Genomic DNA, 22,021 nt, shown 5'->3' with positions numbered 1-22,021 from the left:
CATGACGCTCTCGAACCCCGTCCCCCCGGGAGAAGACGGCGGCGCCGACCACGACCTCGCCGCGGAATCCACCCGTGTCGCCGCCCGGGCCCGATCCTCATGGATCCTGCGGCTGCCGGTCATCTCGCACCTGCGCGGCAGCGTCGGGCTGCAGCGCGGCATGCTCATCACCGGACTGGTGCTGGTCCTCGGTCTGCTGCTGACGGCCCTGTTCGCCCCGGTGGTGGCGCCCTACGGCTTCGCCCAGACCGGGGTCGACGGCCAGCGCTTCGGCGGCCAGCAGCCGCCGTCGGCCGAGCATCTGCTGGGAACCACCGTGACCGGTTTCGACGTGCTCTCGAGGGTGATCTGGGGGACCCGCACCGCGGTGGCCGTGATGGTCTGCGCGGTCGTGGCCTCCCTGTTCCTCGGCTCCGCCGTGGGTCTGCTGTCGGGTTACCTCGGCGGCTGGCTGGACCGCGTGCTGGTGATGCTGGCCGACGCGATCTACGCCTTCCCCTCGCTGCTGCTGGCCATCGTCATGTCGATCGTCATCTCCGGCGGGCAGTCCAACGCCTGGGGCGGCATCCTGGCCGCCGCCATCTCCATCACCGTCGTGTTCGTCCCGCAGTACTTCCGGGTGATCCGCGCCGAGGTGGTCCAGCTGAAGGCGGAGCCGTTCGTGGAGGCCGCGAAGGTCATCGGCACCGGACACAAGCGCATCATGGGCACGCACCTGCTGCGCAATGCCACCCGCACCCTGCCGCTGATCTTCACGCTGAACTCGTCCGAGGCGATCCTGACCCTCGCCGCGCTCGGCTTCCTGGGCTTCGGCATCGAGCCGACCAGCGCTGCCGAGTGGGGCTACGACCTCAACCGCGCGATGGCCGACGCGACCAGCGGGATCTGGTGGACCGGACTGTTCCCGGGCCTGGCCATCGTGGCCGCCGTGCTCGGCGTGACGCTGGTGGGCGAATCCATCAACGACCTCAACGACCCGCGTCTGCGGACGCGGAAGAAGCGCTCCCGCGCCCGACGGAAGGCGGCGGCATGACCGATACCCAGAGCACGCCGGCGGTCCCACGACTCGCGATCGAGAACCTCGACGTCCACTTCGCGACCGACGGCGGGGACGTCCACGCGGTCGACGGGATGGACGTCGAGGTCGCGCCCGGGGAGATCCTCGCCATCGTCGGTGAGTCCGGCTCCGGCAAGTCCGTCACCGCCCGCTCGATCCTGGGACTGCTGCCGGAGACCGCCGAGGCGACCGGAGCCGTCCTGGTCTCCGGCACAGACGTGGTGAGCCTCAGCGGGGCGCAGTTGCGCGAGCTGCGCGGCGAGGACGTCTCGATGATCTTCCAGGAGCCCTCCAGCGCCATGAACCCGGTCTTCCCCATTTGGTGGCAGATCGGGGAGGGGTTGCGGGCGCATCGCCCGAAGATGACCCGCAAGGAGATCCGCGCGGAGGCGGTCGCGGCGCTCGAGAAGGTGGGCATCCCTGATCCCCACGAGCGCATCGACCGCTACCCGCACGAGTTCTCCGGCGGCCAGAAGCAGCGCATCATGATCGCCATGGCGCTGGCCCTGGGGGCGGAGCTGATCGTCGCCGACGAGCCGACCACCGCGCTGGACGTGACCGTCCAGGCCGAGATCCTGGAGCTGCTGCGGGACGTGCGGGACCGCTTCGGCACCTCGGTCATCGTGATCACCCACAACATGGGGGTGGTCGCCGATCTCGCCGACTCCGTGGCCGTGATGTACCACGGGCAGGTGATCGAGCGCGCCGGGGCGGTGGAACTGTTCGCCCATCCCCGTGAGGACTACACCAAGAAGCTCCTGGCCGCGGTGCCGCACCTGGGCCGCAACTCCGCGTGGACGGCGCTGGATGCCGAGCAGCAGCAGCAGATCGATGAGGCCGAGCCCATCGTCGTCGCGAAGAACCTGGTCATCGAGTACCCGGGACGTCTGGGAAAGCCTGCCTTCCGTGCCGTCAAGGGCGTGGACTTCAGTATCCGCGCCGGCCAGGTGTACGGCCTGGTGGGGGAGTCGGGCTCCGGCAAGACCACCATCGGCCGTGCCATGGCCGGTCTGGAGCGCACCACCGGCGGCAGCCTGCAGGTGCTGGGCCACGAGATGAACGGGATGAAGGAGAAGTCCTTCAAGCCATTGCGCCGACGGATCGGCTTCGTGTTCCAGGACCCTGCCACCTCCTTCAACCCGCACCTGACCATCGAGCAGTGCATCGCCGAGCCGCTGATCGTCCATGAGCCGCAGCAGGGCGCGCCCGAGCATGCGAAGCAGGTGCGGGAGCTGCTGGAGGCCGTGGAACTGCCGGCGTCGTATGCGGGCCGATACCCGCACGAGCTCTCGGGCGGGCAGCGTCAGCGCATCTCGCTGGCGCGGGCGCTGGTGCTGGGACCGGAGCTGCTCATCGCCGACGAGCCGACCAGCGCGTTGGACGTGTCGGTGCAGGCCACGGTGCTGGAGCTGTTCCGCGAGCTGCAGAGCCGCCTCGGCTTCGCCGCCCTGTTCATCAGCCACGACCTCGCGGTGGTCGACACCCTCGCCCACCGCATCGGGGTGCTGTTCCGCGGCGACCTGGTCGAGGACGGCCACGGCCCGGACGTGCTGCAGCGGCCCACGCACGACTACACCCGCAAGCTCATCGCCTCCCTGCCGGTGCCCGACCCCGTCGAGCAGGCCGAGCGGCGCGAGGCGTTCATGCGGGAGTGGGGCAGCGGCGCGGCGAGCTGAGGCCTCCACCCACGGGAGGACCCCGGATCGACCTGGGAGCTGACGCGCCGGCCGGGCCGTCCCGGAACCCTGGTGGGCATGATCTACGCACCACCCCGCCCCGCGGTCCTTCGCCCGGCCCGGACGGTTCCCGCCCGGATCGAAGCTCTCGACCTGGTCCGCCTGCTCGCCGTCGTCGGCATGATGAGCGCGCACCTCCTGGCCCCTCTCGCGCTCGTCCCCGGTGCCTCCGGCCCGGAAGCCGCAGCGGCCCGGGTCGCGCACCTGCTGACCGAGGGGACCTCCTCGACCCTGTTCGCCGTCGTCGGCGGCTGCAGCCTCGTGCTCGCCTCGCGACGGCACCTGGCCGACGGGGACCGCCGCGGCGCGGTCCTGGCGATCCTGGTGCGCGGCGCCGTGGTGACGGCGCTGGGCCTGCTGCTCGAGCTGGCCCCCAGCCCCGTGATGGTGGTGCTGGTCCCCTTCGGGCTGTCCATGATGCTCACCGCGCCATTGCTGCTGCTGCGCGCCCGGGTGCTGGTGGCCGTGATCGCCGTGCTGACCGCCGGGGGCCATCCGCTCGCGATGGCCGTTCCCGGGCCGGTCGAGTTCGGCACCGTGACGCTGCTGAGCCTGGACGACCCCGTCGGCGTGCTCCGGGGACTGGTGCTGACCGGCCAGTACCCGGTGATCACCTGGATCCCGTACCTGCTGACCGGCATCGTGCTGATGCGCGCCGTGCTGCGTGAGCAGGAGGCCGGGCGGATCCGGCGCCTCTCCCTCCTCGCCCTGGCAGGCGGGGCCGTGACCGCTGCGGCCGCCCACCTCCTGCCGGTCCTCGCCGCCGCCCTCGGGCACGCGAGCCCCGGTGCCTGGTACACCGCCGCGACGCACACCGGAACCGTCGCCGACATGCTGGCCACGGGCGGCATCGCCGTGGCGCTGATCGGCCTGGCGCTGCGCCTGCTGCCGCCTCTGCACCTGCTGCCGACGCTGCACACGGTGCGCGGGAGGATCGCGCAGAGCCTCCGGGCGGCAGGTGCCGCGCCGCTGACCGTCTACGTCGCCCACGTGCTGGCCACGGGCATCGCAGTGGTCATCGCCGTGCTCCTGTCCGGTGGGGACCTGAGCTCGATGCCCTGGTACGTCGCCGGCGCCGGGATCCTCGCCGTCCACCTCGGCGGCGTGTTCGCCCTCGGCGCGGTGCTGGCCGAGCGGGGAGGACGCGGGCCGCTCGAAGCCCTGCTGGCCACGGTGATCCGCCGGGCCGTGCGGCGGTGAGTTCATCGACCGTTCGCCGGGATGCCGCCGCGTGCTCGCCGCCGGGACGGATACCCGTCCGTCGGATCCGGTTGCCTGGGCCGGCACACCCCCGCCCCCGACGGAACGGCCCCTCCATGAGCTCCTCCTCGACCACTCCCTCGACCACTCCCTCGACCAGTTCCTCGACCACGACCTCGTCCTCTCGTCCGGCGCACTCCCGCCGATCACTGCTGCGATACTCCGCCACCGGGATCGCTGCAGCGGGCATGATGGGGACCGCGTCGGCCGCCCCCGCGGCGCCGACCGACAGGCCCCTGCGACCGAACGAAGGCATCGTGCGAGACGAGCTCTCCTTCCGGGACGACGGCACCTTCACCGTCGTCCAGTTCAACGACACCCAGGACGGACACCGCACCGACGTGCGCACCATCGCCTTGCAGGAGGCGGTGCTGGACGACGTGGCTCCGGACTTCGTGGTGATCAACGGCGACGTCATCGACGGATCCCCCACCACGCCACAGGAGGCGAAGCAGGCGATCAACAACGTGGTCCGCCCCATGGAGGACCGCGGCATCCCTTGGGCGCTGACCTTCGGCAACCACGACGAGGACTCCAGCGCGACCACCGGCCTCGAGGAGGCCGGCTACCTCGAGTTCGTCGCTCAGTACCGGCACAACGTCAACACCCCCGGCGCCCGGGACACCACCGGCAGCGGCAACCAGGTGCTGACCGTGCGCTCCGCGGCCTCGCGGGCCGACGCCTTCGCCCTGTGGCTGCTGGACTCCGGTCGCTACGCCCCGGAGCAGATCGCCGGCCAGGACTTCGAGGGCTACCCCGACTGGGACTGGCTGCGTCCCGACCAGGTCCAGTGGTATCTCAGCGCCTCCCAGCGGCTGGAGAAGAAGAACAAGCAGCTGGTGCCGGGTCTCGTGTTCCAGCACATCGCCCTGTGGGAGCACCGCTTCATGTGGTTCGCGAGCGTCGATGCCCGCACCGAGGCCGATCACGCCCGCGCGGCGGCGAAGCACTCGATCGAGGGGGAGCGCAACGAGGACGAGTGCCCTGGCCCGTTCAACTCCGGCATGTTCGCCGCGATGCTGCAGCGCGGGGACGTGAAGGGCCTGTTCGTCGGGCACGACCACATCAACACGTACGCGGGCGACTACTACGGCATCCAGCTCGGCTACGGCCCGGGCACCGGCTTCGGCACCTATGGGTTGGGCGGCACCGAGGAGCACCGTCTGCGCGGGGCACGGGTCTTCCACCTCGACGAGAACGTCGAGGGCACCTACGCGGGCACCGAGCTGCGCTTCGCCGCCGACTACGGCATCGACCTGAGCGGGACCGGGCAACCGGGCGAGCCGGCGGACTTCCCCGACGGGGTGCGCTGAGCGTCGAGGAGCTCCGCTCCGCGGTGAGGACGGTCCGGTCGGAGCGCTTGCACTGCGGGGGAGGACCTCATAGCGTCGAGGCATCACCGAGGAGAGGAACGACGATGTCGCATGTCACCGCACAGGACGGGACCACTCTGTTCGTCGAGGACAGCGGGGGTGCCGGGCATTCCGTGGTCCTGATCCATGGCTGGCCGCTCTCCGGGGAGTCCTGGGCACACCAGAAGAGCGCCCTCGAGCAGGGCGGATACCGCGTGATCACCTACGACCGTCGCGGGTTCGGACGTTCCGACAAGCCCCGGGACGGCTACGACTACGACACCCTCGCCACCGACCTCGCGGCCGTGCTCACCCAGCTGGACGTGCACGAGGTGACGCTGGTGGGGTTCTCCATGGGAGGCGGCGAGGTCGTGCGCCATCTCGCCACCCAGGGCAGTCCGCGCGTGCGCGCGGCCGTGCTCGCGGCGGCCGTACCGCCCTATTTGCTGCAGACCGACGACAACCCCGAGGGTCCGCTGACACGGGACGCCGCCGCACAGCTGCGCGAAGGCCTCGAGCAGGACCGCGACGCCTTCTTCACCGAGTTCGCGACGGGCTTCTTCACGGCGGGCGATCGGCTCGCGGTCGATCAGGCCGAGGTCGACGAGGCGGTGCGGATGTCGCGCCAGAGCGACCAGGAGGCTGCCCTGGGCTGCATGGAGGCCTGGGCCACCACCGACTTCCGCGAGGACCTGCGAGCGATCGACGTACCGCTGCTGGTGATCCACGGGGACTCCGACGGCACCGTGCCCTTCGAGGGCTCCGGCAAGCGGACGCACGAGGCGGTCCCCGGCAGCGAGCTGGTGCTGATCCCGGGCGGGCCGCACGGCCTCAACGCGAGCCATCCCGAGCAGTTCAACCGGGCGCTGCTGGACTTCCTCGGGCGCTGAGCTCAGGGTCGATCGAAGACCGGCGGCGCCCCGGCCAGGAGCACCTGGACGATGGGGACGTCGGGCGGAGCCCACTGCAGATCCCGCAGCTGGTCCCGCTCCAGCCACTCCAGGAGGTCGTGGTCGGTGCTGTGCGTCGGCGCGGCACCGACCAGGCGCACCCAGTAGCAGTCCAGGTGGAGGTCGCGGCCCCCGCCGTCGCCCACCCCTCGGCCGATCAGGTGGCCGACCCGCGCCTGGACGTCGAGCTCCTCGGCGAGCTCGCGGACCAGGGCCTGCTGCGGGGACTCGCCCCGCTCGATCTTCCCGCCGGGGAACTCCCACAGCCCGGCGGCGGCCCTTCCTGGCCTCCGCCGGGCGGCCAGGATCCGCTCCCCGTCGACGATCACCGCGCCGACCACGCGCAGGGGCGCGGGGTCGATCGGTGCCTCCTCACCGGTCAGCCCGTCGACCCGCGGTTCCGGCCGCTCCGCAAAGCCGACGTCCTCGGGCGACCAGGCATGTTCACAGGTCAGACACTCCCGCTCCGGGCCGAGGCCGACGCAGCTCTCCCAGACCACCCACGGCGGCGAGGACTCCGTCGCCCCCGCCAGGGGGATTCCGATCACGTGGTGGATCACCTGGTCACTGCCGCAGCGGGGGCAGGTGCCGCGGTGCCAGGTGATCTCGGCGCCGGTGCCCTCCTCGGGGTGGATCATCATGCGCCCAGTCTCCCGCACGGGTGTGACGGACGAGGCGCTGTTCACCGTGGAGCGCCGTTCAGCTCCAGGTGACCGGCAGCTCGGGATCGGCCATGTCGACGTTCGGGATGCTCATCCCGCCGCCGAGCCACATCTCGCAGATGCCCGTCTGCCCGTCCTTGGTGCATTCCATGGTGGTGTCGATGCTGCCGACCACATCGCCCTGGACATACGTGGGCTCGTCGCCGGACGGGGTGGGCTCCATCGTGTCGATGGCGCGCTGGGTGTCCTCGGGCATGGTCCGCTCCACCGTGCCGTCGGTCATCGTCCAGCCGTCGCTGCTGGTCGACGGCAGCGTGCCGATCCCGCAGCCCGCCTCGAGGGTCTTCTGCGCCAAGCACAGCTCGGCCGCCTCCTGCACGGCGCCGCGGAAGGCGGTCAGCCCGTCGTCGTTCAGCATCGGCTCCGGCCACGTCACCTCGGGCACCGAGCTGGTGATCAGCAGCGGGTCCTCGCTCGAGAGGGTGAAGTACGAGCTGGAGAGGGCTGCCTGATAGGCACCGGGCAGCAGGCGGATGCGTGCCTCGTCCTCCAGCTCGACCCCGTTCAGGGTGACGCCGAGGCCGTTCAGGGTGGCGGGGAGGGTGGCCGTGGCGATGGACGGGACCAGCTCCCAGGTCTCGTCCTGGTCGTAGTCGGCGACGCTGAACTCCGCGCTCGTCGCCTCACCGCCGACGGTGTAGTCGACCGTGACGGACCCGTCCATCGGGTCCTCACCGTCCAGCACGGGCTCGTGCACGGTGATGTCGGCGACCGGAGCGGCCTCGAGGGCCGCGGCGTACGCCTCCTCGGACAGTTCCGTCGCGTCCTGCGAGGAGCTCATCGGCATCAGCTCGAGCGCGGTGGCGACCTCGCCGCCCTCCAGCGCGCTCATGTAGTCGGTGACCAGCGAGGTGGCCTGCTCCTCGGCCGTGGGCCCGGAACCGGCGGAGACCGCTCGCACGGCGAAGACGATCACCAGCGCGATCACCACGAGCACGGCGATCAGGACGAGGAGACCCCCGCCCACCAGCGCGATGATCTTCCCGGTGCTCATCGTCCGCCGCGGACCGGGGTCCTGCGGTGGCGTCGGGCCCTGCGGCGTCGCTGGGCCTGCTGGCTGGAACGTCATGATTCTCCCCCGGGATCCCCTGGTGTGCGGGTCGCAGCGGCCAGGTTATCGGCAGGTGTCCGCGTTCACCGGGAGGGACGCGAGGCCGTGACCGAGCTGAGACCCTCTCGAGCACGGCCGTGAGCATCGCGACCGGGCCGACCTCGCCGCGAGGACCGGATCCCCGACGGCGCGGAGCGCTCAGCCCTGGTCGGCGAGCACCTCGAGCACGTCCTCGCCGTACTCGGTGAGCTTCTTGGCACCGACGCCGCTGACGGTGCCGAGCGCCGCGACCGAATCCGGCCTGGTCTGGACGATGCCGACCAGGGTGGCGTCGGAGAAGACCATGTAGGGGGCGATCTGCTTCTCCTTCGCGACGGCGGTGCGCCAGCTGCGCAGCGCTTCGAACCGCTCGCGCTCGGCGATCTCGAGCCCGTCGGCCGCCCGTGAGCCGCCGCCCCCGCCGCGGCCGCCGCGGGACCGGGTGGCCTTGGCAGGGGATCGGTCCACGGCGAGCTCGACGGTCTCGTCGCTGCGCAGCACCGGGCCGGAGGCAGGGCCGGGAGTCAGGACCCCGTAATCCCCCTGGGGTTCGACGATGCCGCGGGCCACCAGCTGGCGCAGCGCGGAGCGCCACTGCTTCTCCGTGAGCTCGTCACCGATGCCCCACACGCTCAGCTCCTCGTGCCGGGACTGGCGCGAGCGCTCGTTCTCCCGACCCAGCAGCACCTCGATCACCTGGCCGGAGCCGAACTTCTGGCCCCGCTCGCGGTCCAGGCGGATCAGCGCCGACAGCAGCTTCTGCGCCGCGACCGTCGCGTCCCAGGTCTCGGGCGGGTTCAGGCAGATGTCGCAGTTGCCGCAGGCGTCGGTCTCCATCTCCTGACCGAAGTAGCGCAGCAGCTGCGCCCGGCGACAGGAGACCGTCTCGCACAGGGCGAGCATCGCATCGAGGTGCGTGCGGGCATTGCGCTTGAACTGCTCGGACCCCTCGCCGGAGTCGATGAACTTGCGCAGATTGACCACATCGCCGAGACCGAAGGCCAGCCAGGCCGTCGAGGGCTGCCCGTCGCGACCGGCCCGCCCGGTCTCCTGGTAGTAGCCCTCGATGGACTTGGGCAGGTCGAGGTGGGCGACGAAGCGGACGTCGGGCTTGTCGATGCCCATGCCGAAGGCGATCGTCGCGACGATGATCAGGCCCTCGGCGCGCAGGAACCGCTCCTGGTGGTCCCGGCGCACGTTCGCGTCGAGGCCCGCGTGGTAGGGCAGGGCGGCGATGCCGCGGTCCGAGAGCCAGGCGGCGGTGGTCTCCACGGACTTGCGCGATAGGCAGTAGACGATCCCGGACTCGCCCTCGTGCTCGGTGGTGATCAGCCGCAGCAGCTGCTCGCGGGGGGAGGCCTTCGGCTCGATGCGGTACTGGATGTTGGGGCGGTCGAAGCTGGAGACGAAGTGCTCCGCCTCCTGAAGGCGCAGTCGCTCGGTGAGCTCGCGATGCGTGGCCTGGGTGGCGGTGGCGGTCAGCGCGATCCGCGGGACGGTGGGAAAGGCCTCGGCCAGCACCGACAGCCCCAGGTAGTCGGGCCGGAAGTCGTGGCCCCATTGGGAGACGCAGTGGGCCTCGTCGATCGCGACCAGGGAGAGCTCGGCGCGGCGCAGGAGATCGAGGGTGCGCGGCAGCACGAGGCGCTCCGGAGCCATGTACAGCAGGTCCAGCTCCCCGGCCAGCAGCTGCTGCTCGACGGCCTGGACCTCGTGGAGCTCGAGCGTGGAGTTCAGGGCCGCGGCTCGGATGCCGACGGCCTCGAGCGCGGCGACCTGGTCCGCCATCAGCGCGATCAGCGGAGAGATGACGATGCCGGTGCCCTGCCGCAGCAGCGCTGGGACCTGATAGCACAGCGACTTGCCGCCGCCGGTGGGCATGAGCACCACGGCGTCCCCGCCGCCGGCGACCTGGTCGATGATCGCTCGCTGGTCTCCACGGAAGGAGTCGTAGCCGAACACCGTCGAGAGGATCGCCAGGGCGCGGTCGGTCTGCTCGACATCGCCCTCGCGGAGCGCAGAGATCGGGTCGGCGGCGGGCGAGGCATCCATGGTGGCCACTGTATTCGGGTCGGCCGACGGGCGGCGACCGAGCGGGGACGGCGGTGGACGGGCGCGTAGACTTCCGGAGATGAGACCCCTGCGGTACTCCATCAACGTCACCGTCGACGGCTGCTGCGACCACCGGGCGGTGGAGCCGGACGAGCAGATGCATCGCCATCACGCCGAGAACCTCGCGCGCGCCGACGCCCTGCTGTTCGGTCGGGTCACGTACCAGATGATGGAGGAGGCTTGGCGCCTGCCGCTGGAGCCGGGGGTGTTCCCGGAGTGGGTCGGGCCCTTCGCCCGCACGATCGACGCCGCCCAGAAGTACGTCGTCTCCGGCACCCTGACCCAGGTCGACTGGAACTCCCAGCTCCTGCGAGGGGACCTCGCCACGGCGGTCCGCGAACTCAAGGAGGCGCCGGGGGAGGGCCTGCTCACCGGCGGCGTGACCCTTCCGCTCGCCCTCGCGGAGCTCGGCCTGATCGACGAGTACGAGTTCCTGATCCATCCGCGGATCGCCGGACACGGCCCGGCGCTGTTCGCCGGACTGTCCGAGCCCCTGGACCTGGAGCTGACGGAGCGCTCGGAGCTCAACTCGGGCGCCGTGGTGCTGACATACGCCCCCGCCCGGTAGGACGGGAGCAGACGACGCAGGACGCGTGCGGCGCCGAGTGATCGACGGCATGACAGAACCCGAGGCGAGGGAGGACCGTCGGTCACCTCGAGTCGCGGCAGATGAGCCGGCCCACTGCCCTGGGCGGGTGCCGTCGAATGTCGGGCGTCTCACCGGATTACATCATCACCTTCTCCGACCTCCAGAAGGTCGAGTGAGCTGATCGTCGACCGGCGAGGACGGGGTCGCGGCCCCGTCCTCCGCCCTCGCAGAGAGCCACCGGGTCGCGTGTGAGCCCGGCATGCGCTGCGCCGGCGCGCCCTCCGGGTCAGCCGGTGGAGCGACTCCCCGCGGGGGAGGAGTCGGCGTGCCGCGCCAGCGTGCGTTTGGTGTGGGCCGTGCGTCGGCGCAGCTCCCCGTAGGCGGCGAGGAAGTAGATGACGGTCCCGACCGCGGCGATCACGAAGAACCGATCCCGATGTGCTTCGTAGGCCGTGACGTCCGCGCTGGCGAGCAGGACGACGAGCGCGCCCGCCGCGATCACCGCGAGGTCGACGATCCAGACCACCTTCAGCACGCGGGTCAGCGTCCTGCGATCCCTCGTGTCCACGTCGGTATGGGCATCGCGGGCCTGCTGGGCGTGGAACACGTCCACCCGCTCGGCGAAGAGCTCGTCGTCGGCCTCACCGTCGGGGTAGCTCTCAGCGGCTCCCATCATCCTGGCGAACAGGACGTAGAGGACCACGCTGAGCACCCAGACGGGTGGGAAGAGGAAGTACACGGGCGCGAGCCCCACGATGAGGACCACGGCGGCGAGGGCCAGCGGGATCCCCCAGGCCAGCAGCGAAGGGGCGTTCTGAACCCCCTTGTAGCGCGCCCAGTATCTCGTCATCCCGAGCCTCGGCAGCAGCCAGTACTCGGCGAAGAGGATCCCGCCGATCGGCACGAGGGCGATCCCGGCGTAGGTCACCAGGTTCAAATAGCCGCGATAGATGAACGGGAAGACGGCCGCGACCACGACGAGACCACCGATGATGAGCGTGACCTTCGGCCGCGAGAACCGGGGGAAGACGCCTTGTCCGGCCAGCCCGGCCCGATACAGGTTGGCGTTGGCCGTCGTCCACCCGCCGACGATGACGACGGCGAAGCCGGCGTACCCGAGTGCCTGGAGAGCGACCTGACCCGGTTCGAGCACGGTGATGCTCTTCATCGTGATCGCAGCGGTCGCCGCCCCCATGAAGCCGGCCGATACCCAGGCCATGTAATGGCCGAGGAACATGCCGGTGGCAGACATGTAGCCGTACCAACTCTTCTTCGCGTACCGCAGCAGTGACATGTCGATGAGCCCGGCATGGGCGAACGAGTTCGCGGCCCAGGCGTACCCGATGACCCCCAGCAGGCCGATGCCTTCCGCGCCGTCCGGCGTCCTGCCCGTGAAGACGGTGTCGCCGCCGATCGTGATGACATCGCTCCATCCCGACAGCGCGGTGGTTCCGAGGGCCTCGTCGGCGGCCCTGGGCACGAGCACGATCCCGCCGGTGGCGAACATGACCATCAGCCACGGTCCGCAGATGCTCGCGAACTCGGCGAGCGCGTTGAAGCCGAACGCCGCCACGAGCACGGCCACGGCCCCGAAGACGATCGCGAGGACGATGAAACCCACGCTGGTGGGGTACGCCTCCTTCTGCGCGGGGAAATCGAAGATCAGGCGCAGCGCGGTCGCCGAGACGGTGATCATGGCCGCGGAGATGACGGCGAACACCACGGCGTTCAGGCCGTTGTACAGCGTGGACGTCGTGCGTCCGGCGGCCCGGTCGAGGAAGGTGTAGACGCTCATCCGGGTCCGCGTGGCGATCGGGGCGGTGATGAAACGGTAGGTCAGCACCGCGAGCAGGTTGCCGACGGCCAGACCGATGATGACGTCCCAGATCCCGGCGCCGAGGATGACGAAGGTCGCGCCGAAGACGAATTCCGTGCCCGCGACGTTCTCGGCGGCGTACAGCCCGGCGAAGTGTCCCGGTCCGTGCAGCTCGTGCTCGCCGGCCGGGAGCTGCTCGGAGTCCATCCCGGCGATCCGTCGATCGGCCTCGGCTGCGGTCTTAACCGACATGACGTTCCCCTCAGCGTTTCCGGGATCTGTCCGTTTCACCGTCGACCGTACCCGGGCCTGCCCGAGGGACGGCGAGCCGTGCACGCAGGTGCAGGTCGGTATCGCGGCGAAACCGCTGACGGGCCGGACCAGGCAGGCGCATCCTTCCGAGCGGTCGGTCGCGGACGTGATCGACGAGCTCGAGGACCTCGGCCGGAGGATCGATGTATCGCAACCGGGACGGATCCTCATCGATCCCGCTCCCTCTCCCGTCGCAGGGGAGACGAGACCGGATCGTGGCCTCGGGCCCGCGCCCACCGCTCCCGCGGGACGCTGTCCCCGATAGAGTCGGGGCACTCCATGGCGAGCTCCCCGCCCGCGGAGCCCTCGTCGCACAGCCGCGGCGAAGGACCCGGCCGGTCCGTCTCGCGATCGCCCGCCGCGGCCGCTCCCCGGCCCGAGAACGAAGACGGTGACATCCGTGACGAAGCGGTATCTGATGCGACTCGGCAAGACGCCGTTCGACGTGGTCGACGCCTTCCACACGCTCGATCACAACTGGCTCGGCACCAACAGCGGCAACCTCATCTACGGGGCCGCCTCCCACAAGCTCTTCTCGACCCAGGACACCGTGGTCGAGGCGAACCACTATCGCATCACCGGGAAGATGGCGGAGCAGGTCAATGCCGAGTACGGCGGGTTCATCCTGCCGCTGGCCAACTGCTTCCGCCCGGATTTCGAGGACCATCTGCGGCGGACCGCCGACTTCCTCGAGCGGCTCACCATCCCCTTCGTGATGCTCTCCGGCGGGGCGCAGCTGCCCCTGGACGGGGACCCTTCCGCGCTGAAGGCGATGGAGCCCACGATCACGCGGTTCGCCCGGGCGGTCCTCAGCGGTTCCAGCGCGCTGACGGTGCGCGGCGAGATGACCGCCGAGTATCTGCGCTCCCTCGGGTTCCACGACGTGGTGGTCGTGGGGTGCCCCTCGCTGACCCTCCACGGGCCCGGACACCGGGTGGAGGTGCCCGAGACCCTCGCTCCCGGGGCACCGCTCGCCTACAACCTGGAGACCAAGGACCCTTTCGGCGGCGATCTCATCGCGGACGCGGAGCGCCACTACCGGGCCACCTACATCGCGCAGGAGCACGGCACCCTGGAGCTCATGCTCTGGGCGACCTCGCCGTACGAAGCCGACGATCCCCGGCTGCCGCTGGAGCGGTCCCATCCGCAGTTCACCGCGGCGCAGGCCGAGATGTACATCGACGCGTATCCGTGGATCGACCGGCTGGGACAGATGGCGTTCTCCTTCGGGGCGCGGGCCCACGGCAACATCGCCGCCGTGCTGGCCGGAACCCCCGGTGTAATGCTCGCCCACGACTCGCGCACCCTCGAGCTGGCGCAGTACCACGGCATCCCGTACCTGGTCCGCGGCAGCGAGCACATGCCGCACTCGGTGCAGGAGCTGTACTCCCAGGTGGACTTCACGGAGTTCAACCGAGGACATGTCGAACGGTTCGAGACGCTGAGCTCCTTCCTGCACGAGAACGGCTTCGAGCACATCTACGACCCGGGGCAGGAATCGGCCCGCGCCGACTACGAGCAGCGGGTCGCGGAGATGTCCTTCCCGCCCGCGGTCCGGCCGACGTGGATCGGGGAGTCCCCGGAGGCGACGCAGCGGCACGCCGTGCTGCAGGACCGCGACGTCCGGCGGAAGAAGACCCAGGCCGCGATCCGCCGGGAGGCCGCCTCCCGGCACACGAAGAGCCAGGAGCAGATCGCCCAGCTGGGGCGCCGTCTGGAGGAGGTCGAGCGGCGTCTCGGGCAGGAGCAGCGGCGCGCCGACGCCGCGGAGACGCGTGCGACGGAGGCCGAATCCCGACTGGCCACCCTGGACAAGCGCCTGGCGAAGGTCTCGCGACTGACCCACGAGGCGACGGATCGTTCGCAGCGGGCACTGCGGATCCCGACGCGCCTCAAGGACGCCGTCTCCCGGTCTCGTCAGAAGCGCTGAGCCGCAGATGACGCATCTCGGAGGAGGCGAGACCGGTGGGGCGACGTTCAGGGACAGCGCGTCGACGTAGGCGGTCACCGGTCTCCCCGAGGCGGTCGGCAACCTGCTGACGCTGCACGGGATCGACCCGACCCTCGTGGGTCCGGACTTCGTGGACATGGGGGGCGCTCCAGGAACCCGTGCCCGCAGTGATGCCGAGCCCGATCTCAGGCGTCCTTCGCCCACGCCCCCGTGTCCACCGGTCTGCCGATGAAGAAGGCGGCGACCACGCCCACCAGCGACAACGCCACCGGCAGCAGCATCGCGTCGGCCATCGCCGCGGCGAAGGGCTCGTACAGCAGCGGCGGCAGGTCCGCGCTCGAGGAGCCCTCGCCGCCGGACGGCATCGCCCTGCCCGAGCCGCCGACGGCCTCGCTGATCCGGGCGGTGATGCGGTCGTTCATGACCGTCGCGATCCCGGCCGCACCGAGCACCGACCCGACCTGACGGGTCTCGTTGTACACCCCGGAGCCGGCGCCGGCCTGCGAGGGCGGCAGGTTCCGTGTGGCCGTCAGCGACAGCGGCCCCCAGATCAGCGCGTTGCCGAGCCCCACCAGCACGAAGGGCACCAGCAGCAGCACGATCGAGGCCTCAGGCGACATCAGGGCGGAGAGCCAGACCAACCCGGCGGCCAGCGAGGCGAAGCCGCCCACGGCCATCCAGCGGGGGTTGTACCGGGTCATGTTCTTGCCGACCACCGGGGCGAGGACCAGGGAGACCACGGCCATCGGGGCAGTCATCAGCGCCGCCTCGGTGGGGGACATGCCCAGGACCCGCTGGAAGTACAGGGTGATGGGGAAGGACAGTGTCAGCACCGTCGCGCCCATCATGGCGATCGCGATGTTCGCGATGCAGAAGTTGCGGTCGCGGAACAGCGACAGGGGCACCAGCGGCTCGCGCCGGTTCAGCGCCTGCCAGACGAGGAAGGCGGCCATGACGAGGATCCCGGCGATGATCAGCCCGGGCACGCTGATCGGCAGGTGGGTCTCCAGCGGGCCGATCTGCAGGGAGTCGGTGATCTGGCCCCAGTCGTAGCTGTTGCCCTCCTGGATGCCGAACACGAGCAGGAACAGCCCGGCCGCGGAGAGCACCACACCGAACCAGTCGAAGGAGTGCACGCGCCGCGAGAAGCGGGGCACGTTCCGCGCGGCCAGCAGCAGTCCGATCACGCCGACGGGGAGGTTGACGAAGAAGATCCACTCCCAGCCCGGCCCGTCCACCAGCAGGCCGCCGGCGATGGGACCCACCAGGGTGGCCACCCCGGCGGTCGCGCCCCACAGCGCGAGAGCCTGCCCACGGTCCTTCGGCGCGAACATCCGCGTGATCATGGACATCGTCTGCGGCGTCATCATCCCGGCGCCCAGGCCCTGGACGACGCGGGCCACGATCAGCATCTCGACGCTTCCGGAGAGCCCGCACCACAGGCTCGCGGCCGTGAACACCGCCAGGCCCGCCATGTACATCGTCTTCATCCCGAGCCGGTCCCCGAGACGTCCGGTGATCAGCAGCGGCACCGCGTAGGCGAGCAGGTAGGCGCTGGTCACCCACAGCAGGGAGGCGAGGTCGGTGCCGAGGTCGGCCTGCATGCGGGGGATCGCGACGGTGACGATGGTGGTGTCCACCAGGATCATGAAGAACCCCAGCACGATCGACCACAGCGCGGGCCAGGGCCGGGCCAGGCGCGGGTCGTCGGCCCCGAGCGCACGGGGAGCGGGGGAGGACTGATCGGCGGGCATGCGAACCCTTCGTCACGGCGGGCAGCGCTCCGGCGGGAACGATCGGGTGCAGGGTACTCCCGAGGGCCGCGTCGGCCGTCCCGCGCGGGAGTTCGCCCTGGCGGGCCACGGCCGTCCGTCGTCGGCCACGTCGGGTCACGGGTCACCTAGGGTGGCAGGGGTCACGTCCCCTCGGGGGCCCGCTGCCGGCACAGCGTCGTGCGGACCGGCCCCCGCGTCCTGAGGAGCTCCCGTATGTCCAGCGCGCCCGAAACCCCCAGCACCCGCACGGAGGGCACGGCGATCTCACGCGCCATGCGCCCTCTGAACCACGTGGTGGAGCGGTACATCCCCTCCGCCCTGGTGTTCTCCATCGTCCTGACCGTCATCGTGGCGATCCTCGGCCTGCTCCTGACGCCCACCGGCCCGGGTGATCTGATCGTGGCCTGGGGCGACGGGTTGGCGGGGTTGCTGGCCTTCATGACCCAGATGGCGCTGATCCTGCTGCTGGGGCACATGCTCGCCAATACCGGGCCGGTGCGGAAGTTCCTGGCCCTCCTCGCCTCGATCCCGAGAACCGAGCCGGCCGCGTACGTGTTCGTGTTCGTGGTCGCCGCGGTCGCCTCCCTCATCACGTGGGGCCTCGGCCTCGTGGTCGGCGGCCTGCTGGCCCGGGAGGTCGCCTACCACGGCCGCGAACGCGGGCTGAGGCTGCACTTCCCGATGCTGGTGGCCGCCGGTTTCGGCGGGTTCGTGGTCTGGCACATGGGCTACTCGGCCTCCGGTCCGCTGACCGCCGCCACCGAGGGCTCCTTCCTGATGGAGCCGCTCGGCGGACAGCCGCTCCCGATCACCGAGACCGTGTTCTCCGGATGGAACATGATCGCCGCCACGGTGACCATCCTGGTGGTCGCCCTCGCCCTGTTCCTGGTGGCCCCGCGGCGCGGCGACACGGTCAAGGAACTGGAGACGGATGCCCGCGAGGTAGTGGAGGACGGCCAGGAGGAGGTCGTCACCCCGGCGGACCGCCTCGATGCCAGCCGCCTCGTGACCGGTCTGACCGGACTCGCGCTGGTGGCATACCTGGTGCTGCACTTCGGCCGCGGCGGCACGCTGACCCTGGACACCGTGAACTGGTCCTTCCTCGCCCTGATCCTGCTGCTGGTGAAGAACCCCTTCGAGCTGATCCACCTGACCAAGAACGCCGCCTCCAACGTGGGCGAGATCCTGCTGCAGTTCCCGCTGTATGCCGGGATCCTGGGGATGATGGTCGGCTCCGGGCTGGTGCAGGTCTTCTCCGACGCCTTCGTCTCGATCTCCACGACGAGCACCTTCGGCCTGTTCGCGTTCCTCGCGGCGGGCCTGGTGAACTTCTTCGTCCCCTCCGGCGGCGGGCAGTTCGCGGTGCAGGGCCCGATCATGCTCAGCGCCGGCGCCGAGCTCGGCGTGGACCCCTCCATCACCATCATGGCGGTCTCCTACGGCGACCAGTGGACCAACATGATCCAGCCCTTCTGGGCGCTCCCGCTGCTGGCCATCGCGGGCTTGAAGATGCGCGACATCCTCGGCTACACCACGATCGTGCTGATCGCCTCCGGACTGGTGTTCGCGGGCACGCTGCTGGTCGTCTCGCTCTGAGCGGTCGCCGGGGCGGTTCGGACGCCGCCTCGCGCTCAGCGGGCCTCGACCTCGGTGGTGAAGTCGTCGACGAGGGCGGCGATCTCCTCGGGGTACTCGCCGTTGATGGCGTGGGAGGCGTCGGGGAAGACCTCGACCCGCGCGTCGGACAGGGTGGAGCGGGCGGTCGCGGCGGCCTCCTCGGGATCGTGCATGACCGACCGCCCGGCGAGGATCGCGAGCACCGGCTGCTCGAGCGTGGCCAGCTGCTCGGGCGTGATCCGGGTGGGCTGCGGCTGAGCCATGCGGTAGTTCTGCATGCCGGACTCGATCATGGTCGCCACCGGGACGTCCTCGACGGATGCGCCACCGGCCGTGTAGGAGGAGAAGGAATCGCGCCACGCCTTCGGCATCCAGGGAAAGGCGGCCGGGATCGACCGTGCGACGGTGCCCAGCGGGATGTCGTCGTAGGTCTGGATCGCGTCGAGGGTGATCAGACTCGCCAGATGCTCGTCGTGGTGGAGGGCCAGATTGGTCGCAGTCCACCCGCCGATCGAGAGTCCGAGCAGGTGGAACCGATCCTCGGGCAGGGCCTCGAGCGCCTGGTGCAGCCAGGCGGCCTTGTCCGCGTCCGAGGTGATGGGCCGGTCCTGGATGCTCCGGCCGGGTTCGCCGAGCAGGTCCATCGCGTAGACGTCGCCGACCTCCAGCAGAGAGGGCAGGTTGTCGGCCAGGACGGGCATGCCCGAGGCGGTCCCGGGCAGGAGCACCAGCGGCAGTTCGGCATCGCCGTCGCCCGCGAAGCGGTACACGCGCACCACGCCGTAGTCGGTGCGCACGTCGTGGGTATCCGCGGGCTCGGGGAGATCGGCGAACGCCGTGTCGTAGGCCTCGAGGTACGCAGCACGCCCCTCGGTGGAGCGCCAGTGCCCGATGGGTGCCGCCTTCGCGGAGCCGAGGGCGTATCCCCCCAGGAGCGCGCCGGCGAGAGCCGCGACGAGGACGATGCGCCGCCGACGTGCTCGGCGAGGTCGTCGCGGGGGTGCGTGCTCGGTCATGTCCGGATCCCTTCGGCCGACGTTCGAGAAGTAATCGTCCATGAGGTAGATTAACCGTCATGTCAACCACGAGAGGCCCGGGTCGTCCGCCGGGCGCCGCCGCACCGCGTCGCGAGCAGCTGGTGGCCATCGCCATCGAGCTGATCGGAGAGCAGGGATACGGCGCGGCGACCCTGAGCCAGGTCGCGCAGAGGGCGGGACTCAGCAAGGCCAGCGTGGTCCACCACATCGGCTCCGTCGCGCAGCTGCTCGGTGCCGCCCACGAGCAGGTGCTGACCTCGATGGTCGCGGTGGTGGGGGACGCCGTGGAGTCGGCCGATGCGGCGGATCGCCCCTCCGCGTACGTCACCGCGATGGTCGGGTACTTCCGCGAGCACCCGAAGCACATCCGGGTGGCGTCCGAGGCGATCATCGAGCTCGGCATCCCCAGGGACTCGCAGGAGCGCTGGGGGCCTCTTGCCCATCTGCTGGAGCAGGCGCGGGAGGCTCGGGGACTCCCGCCGGCCGAGGATCTGCGCACTGCGGCCCTCGCCATCGGCGGCGCCATCGATGCGATCGTGCGTGAGCAGCAGACCGATCCGGCCTACGACAGCGCTGACGCGGCCGAGCAGCTGGCCGCTGCGGTCGCGACGACGCTCCTCAGCCCGCCCGCGTCACGCCCTCGCTGATCCGCAGCGCGTTGGCGTAGATCGTCAGGACCGGGTTTGCGCCCCCGTTGGTGACGTGGGTGGAGCCGTCGGCGACGACGATGTTCGGATGCCCCCACACGTGGCCGTCGGGGTCGACCACGGAGCGTGCCGGGTCCGTCCCCATCCGGCAGGTCCCGGCTTGGTGCTGCCCGTTGCTGGGTGGGGTGAGTCCGCGCAGCGGCGGCATCTGCCGCACCTGCGCCGCGCCGGCCTCGGCCAGCCATTCGGCGGCGCGGGTCGAGAGCATGTCGCGTCCGCGCAGGTCCTCGGCGTGCAGGCTGCCGGACAGGTGCACGATCGCCCTCCCGAACCGGTCGCGGCGGCTGCGGTCGATCCGCACGCGGGAGTCCGCGGTGGTGACCTCCTGGATGGGGCCGACGACGGTGCCCAGGCGCAGCATCGCCCGTTCCATCGCGGGGGAGCCGACGGGGGCGGTGGGATCGACGAGGCCGTTGCGACGCAGGGCCCGCTGGGTGTCGGCCGGGGTGGGCACGAATTCGTCGGCGAGGATTCCCCCGCCCAGGATCCCGTCGTTGCCGTGGCGGAAGTCCGCCGTGGAGATGTCCGGCCCGGGCCCCTTCAGATCCACGACCTGCTCGTCGAACAGGGCGCTGGCCCCGCCGTAGGCGTGGCCCTGCAGGTGCCGGCCCACCTGGTCGGTGTCGTTGCCGAGGCCGTCGGGATGGTTGTCGGTGCCGCTGTCCAGCAGCAGTCGCGCGCTCTCGATCGCCCCGGCGGCGAGGACCACGAGCTCGGTGCGGATCCGGCGCCGCCAGATCGTCCCGTCCTCCTCGCCGACCAGCTCGACCGCCCTCGCGCGCCCGTCGGGCCCGACGTCGATCCGGGAGGCCTGTGCGGCAGGCAGCAGGGTCGCGTTCCCGGTGGCGAGCGCGGCGGGCAGTGTCGTGTTGTGGCTGCCGGCGCGGGCGCCGACGGGGCAGTCCAACCCCACGCACTGCGAGCAGCGCACGCAGGCCGCCCGCCCGGCCCGCCCCCGGGTGTTGATCAGCAGCGGCACCGGCTGGGTGCCCAACCCCAGGCGTCCGGCAGCGGCCTCGAGTCGCTGCCCGAGTGGAGAGCGGGACAGCGGCCCCATCGGCAGCTCGCTGCTGCGCGGCCCCTCCCAGGGGTCGGTCGAGGGGCCGCCGCTGACGCCGAGCATCTGCTCGATGCGCGCGTAATGCGGCTCGAGGGTCTCGTAGCGGATCGGCCAGTCCGCCAGGGAGCTGCCCTCGGGGACACCGTAGGTGCCGGCCATCGCGAAGTCCCGCGGTCCGAACCGCCACGCCTGCGCGCCGTAGACGCGGGTTCCGCCGCCGAGCGTCATCGCATTGTCGCCCCACAGCCCCTCGCCCGCGACCACATCGCGCCCGGCACCGTCGCCGATGCTCACCGTGCGTGGCTCGGCCTCGGGACCGGGGCCGGACCAGGGGAACAGGCCCAAGGCCGAGCGTGGGGTGCGCAGGTGGTCGGTGAGCAGCAGGCTCCGGTCCGGCAGCTCACCGCGTTCGACCACGAGGATCCGGCGGCCGTCCTCGGCGAGGGTCTGCGCGGCGATCCCGCCGCCGGCGCCGGAGCCGATCACGATCGCGTCGTAGTGCTCGGCGAGGGACGGCGGGGTCGCGAAGGCGGCATGGTCCAGCAGCAGCGGGGCGGGGGTCTCCGGCGCCGGCGGCGACCAGGTCTGCACGTGCGGGGCGAGCGCGGGGCCGACCCGGTCGGGGGCGAGACCGTGTTCGTAGAGCAGATCGCCGACGATGATGCGCAGGTCCCGCTCGGAGTCCGGGTCGCCGGGGGAGTGGCGCGCGACGACGTCGGTCCAGCCGACGGGGGCGGTGGCGTCGAGGGCCTGCAGCCGCCCGGCCAGCTCGGCGATGAGCTCGTCGGTCGCCAGAGTGGGGTCGAGGGCGCGGGCGATGTGCTCGCGGGTGGAGGTCGAGGCAGGGGTGTCCTGCACGATCAGCTCCCTGCGGCGCG

16 protein-coding genes are annotated in these 22,021 nt (G+C 71.0%); 9 read left to right on the top strand and 7 right to left on the bottom strand.

Translation table 11 applies throughout. The features are described from left to right. Position 1 precedes the first annotated feature (1 nt). The 5 genes from BH708_RS04905 (at position 2) to BH708_RS04885 (ending at position 6,295) form a co-directional block, all read left to right on the top strand. Positions 2-1,033, top strand: coding sequence for an ABC transporter permease (locus tag BH708_RS04905; RefSeq protein WP_076807067.1), 1,032 nt, complete (start codon positions 2-4; stop codon positions 1,031-1,033). Further along, a complete protein-coding gene (locus tag BH708_RS04900) occupies positions 1,030-2,733 on the top strand; it encodes an ABC transporter ATP-binding protein (RefSeq protein ID WP_076807065.1) in 1,704 nt (567 codons plus the stop codon). Before BH708_RS04905 ends, BH708_RS04900 begins: the two co-directional genes overlap by 4 nt. Positions 2,734-2,811: 78 nt before the next feature. Next, positions 2,812-3,993: a heparan-alpha-glucosaminide N-acetyltransferase domain-containing protein gene (locus BH708_RS04895; protein WP_157235755.1), complete on the top strand. Its 1,182-nt coding sequence runs from the start codon at positions 2,812-2,814 to the stop codon at positions 3,991-3,993. Positions 3,994-4,109: 116 nt separating this feature from the next. Next, positions 4,110-5,366, top strand: coding sequence for a metallophosphoesterase family protein (locus tag BH708_RS04890; RefSeq protein ID WP_076807062.1), 1,257 nt, complete (start codon positions 4,110-4,112; stop codon positions 5,364-5,366). Positions 5,367-5,470: 104 nt separating this feature from the next. Next, positions 5,471-6,295: an alpha/beta fold hydrolase gene (locus BH708_RS04885; protein WP_076807060.1), complete on the top strand. Its 825-nt coding sequence runs from the start codon at positions 5,471-5,473 to the stop codon at positions 6,293-6,295. Positions 6,296-6,297: 2 nt separating this feature from the next. Here BH708_RS04885 and BH708_RS20100 read toward each other — a convergent pair whose 3' ends face one another. The 3 genes from BH708_RS20100 to recQ form a co-directional block, all read right to left on the bottom strand. Continuing rightward, positions 6,298-6,996, bottom strand: a complete 699-nt coding sequence (locus BH708_RS20100; RefSeq protein ID WP_253705478.1) for a (deoxy)nucleoside triphosphate pyrophosphohydrolase — start codon at positions 6,994-6,996, stop codon at positions 6,298-6,300. A gap of 58 nt (positions 6,997-7,054) precedes the next feature. Continuing rightward, positions 7,055-8,071 carry a hypothetical protein gene (locus tag BH708_RS04875; protein ID WP_253705477.1) on the bottom strand — a complete coding sequence of 339 codons (1,017 nt, stop codon included), beginning with the start codon at positions 8,069-8,071 and terminating at the stop codon, positions 7,055-7,057. 255 nt (positions 8,072-8,326) lie between these two features. Continuing rightward, a complete protein-coding gene (gene recQ, locus BH708_RS04870) occupies positions 8,327-10,219 on the bottom strand; it encodes a DNA helicase RecQ (protein ID WP_083713868.1) in 1,893 nt (630 codons plus the stop codon). A gap of 79 nt (positions 10,220-10,298) precedes the next feature. Between recQ and BH708_RS04865 the strand changes: the two genes are divergently transcribed. Continuing rightward, entirely contained in the window at positions 10,299-10,847 is a 549-nt protein-coding gene (locus BH708_RS04865; RefSeq protein ID WP_076807057.1) for a dihydrofolate reductase family protein, read from the top strand. A gap of 307 nt (positions 10,848-11,154) precedes the next feature. On the opposite strand, the gene BH708_RS04860 is transcribed toward BH708_RS04865, so the two are convergent. Continuing rightward, on the bottom strand, positions 11,155-12,936 hold the full coding sequence (locus BH708_RS04860; protein WP_076807055.1) for a cytosine permease: 1,782 nt from the start codon (positions 12,934-12,936) through the stop codon (positions 11,155-11,157). Between the two features lie 460 nt (positions 12,937-13,396). Here BH708_RS04860 and BH708_RS04855 point away from each other — a divergent pair, with 460 nt between their 5' ends. Continuing rightward, positions 13,397-14,926 carry a polysaccharide pyruvyl transferase family protein gene (locus BH708_RS04855; protein ID WP_076810813.1) on the top strand — a complete coding sequence of 510 codons (1,530 nt, stop codon included), beginning with the start codon at positions 13,397-13,399 and terminating at the stop codon, positions 14,924-14,926. A gap of 206 nt (positions 14,927-15,132) precedes the next feature. Here the strand turns inward: BH708_RS04855 and BH708_RS04850 are convergent, their stop codons facing one another. After that, positions 15,133-16,701: a DHA2 family efflux MFS transporter permease subunit gene (locus tag BH708_RS04850; protein ID WP_076807054.1), complete on the bottom strand. Its 1,569-nt coding sequence runs from the start codon at positions 16,699-16,701 to the stop codon at positions 15,133-15,135. A 234-nt stretch (positions 16,702-16,935) separates the two neighbouring features. Here BH708_RS04850 and BH708_RS04845 point away from each other — a divergent pair, with 234 nt between their 5' ends. Beyond that, positions 16,936-18,318: a short-chain fatty acid transporter gene (locus BH708_RS04845; protein ID WP_076807052.1), complete on the top strand. Its 1,383-nt coding sequence runs from the start codon at positions 16,936-16,938 to the stop codon at positions 18,316-18,318. Between the two features lie 35 nt (positions 18,319-18,353). Here BH708_RS04845 and BH708_RS04840 read toward each other — a convergent pair whose 3' ends face one another. Next, entirely contained in the window at positions 18,354-19,355 is a 1,002-nt protein-coding gene (locus tag BH708_RS04840) for an alpha/beta fold hydrolase (protein ID WP_076810811.1), read from the bottom strand. Positions 19,356-19,414: 59 nt separating this feature from the next. On the opposite strand from BH708_RS04840, the gene BH708_RS04835 reads away from it, so the two are divergent. Continuing rightward, positions 19,415-20,023: a TetR/AcrR family transcriptional regulator gene (locus BH708_RS04835; protein ID WP_076807050.1), complete on the top strand. Its 609-nt coding sequence runs from the start codon at positions 19,415-19,417 to the stop codon at positions 20,021-20,023. Here BH708_RS04835 and BH708_RS04830 read toward each other — a convergent pair. Continuing rightward, on the bottom strand, positions 19,995-22,001 hold the full coding sequence (locus tag BH708_RS04830) for a GMC oxidoreductase (protein WP_083713293.1): 2,007 nt from the start codon (positions 21,999-22,001) through the stop codon (positions 19,995-19,997). The two genes, BH708_RS04835 and BH708_RS04830, sit on opposite strands and share 29 nt — an antisense overlap. Positions 22,002-22,021 lie beyond the last annotated feature (20 nt).

The organism is Brachybacterium sp. P6-10-X1, assembly GCF_001969445.1.
Classification (GTDB): domain Bacteria; phylum Actinomycetota; class Actinomycetes; order Actinomycetales; family Dermabacteraceae; genus Brachybacterium.
The sequence above is the reverse complement of the archived record's forward strand: the minus strand, read 5'-3'. Positions and strand labels throughout refer to the sequence as shown.

What these genes read in the sequence shown, in the direction of transcription:
- BH708_RS04905 (WP_076807067.1), top strand. Translation starts at nt 2, where the DNA reads ATGACGCTCTCGAACCCCGTCCCCCCGGGAGAAGACGGCGGCGCCGAC.
- BH708_RS04900 (WP_076807065.1), top strand. Translation starts at nt 1,030, where the DNA reads ATGACCGATACCCAGAGCACGCCGGCGGTCCCACGACTCGCGATCGAG.
- BH708_RS04895 (WP_157235755.1), top strand. Translation starts at nt 2,812, where the DNA reads ATGATCTACGCACCACCCCGCCCCGCGGTCCTTCGCCCGGCCCGGACG.
- BH708_RS04890 (WP_076807062.1), top strand. Translation starts at nt 4,110, where the DNA reads ATGAGCTCCTCCTCGACCACTCCCTCGACCACTCCCTCGACCAGTTCC.
- BH708_RS04885 (WP_076807060.1), top strand. Translation starts at nt 5,471, where the DNA reads ATGTCGCATGTCACCGCACAGGACGGGACCACTCTGTTCGTCGAGGAC.
- BH708_RS20100 (WP_253705478.1), bottom strand. Translation starts at nt 6,996, where the DNA reads ATGATGATCCACCCCGAGGAGGGCACCGGCGCCGAGATCACCTGGCAC.
- BH708_RS04875 (WP_253705477.1), bottom strand. Translation starts at nt 8,071, where the DNA reads ATGAGCACCGGGAAGATCATCGCGCTGGTGGGCGGGGGTCTCCTCGTC.
- recQ (WP_083713868.1), bottom strand. Translation starts at nt 10,219, where the DNA reads ATGGATGCCTCGCCCGCCGCCGACCCGATCTCTGCGCTCCGCGAGGGC.
- BH708_RS04865 (WP_076807057.1), top strand. Translation starts at nt 10,299, where the DNA reads ATGAGACCCCTGCGGTACTCCATCAACGTCACCGTCGACGGCTGCTGC.
- BH708_RS04860 (WP_076807055.1), bottom strand. Translation starts at nt 12,936, where the DNA reads ATGTCGGTTAAGACCGCAGCCGAGGCCGATCGACGGATCGCCGGGATG.
- BH708_RS04850 (WP_076807054.1), bottom strand. Translation starts at nt 16,701, where the DNA reads ATGCCCGCCGATCAGTCCTCCCCCGCTCCCCGTGCGCTCGGGGCCGAC.
- BH708_RS04845 (WP_076807052.1), top strand. Translation starts at nt 16,936, where the DNA reads ATGTCCAGCGCGCCCGAAACCCCCAGCACCCGCACGGAGGGCACGGCG.
- BH708_RS04840 (WP_076810811.1), bottom strand. Translation starts at nt 19,355, where the DNA reads ATGACCGAGCACGCACCCCCGCGACGACCTCGCCGAGCACGTCGGCGG.
- BH708_RS04835 (WP_076807050.1), top strand. Translation starts at nt 19,415, where the DNA reads ATGTCAACCACGAGAGGCCCGGGTCGTCCGCCGGGCGCCGCCGCACCG.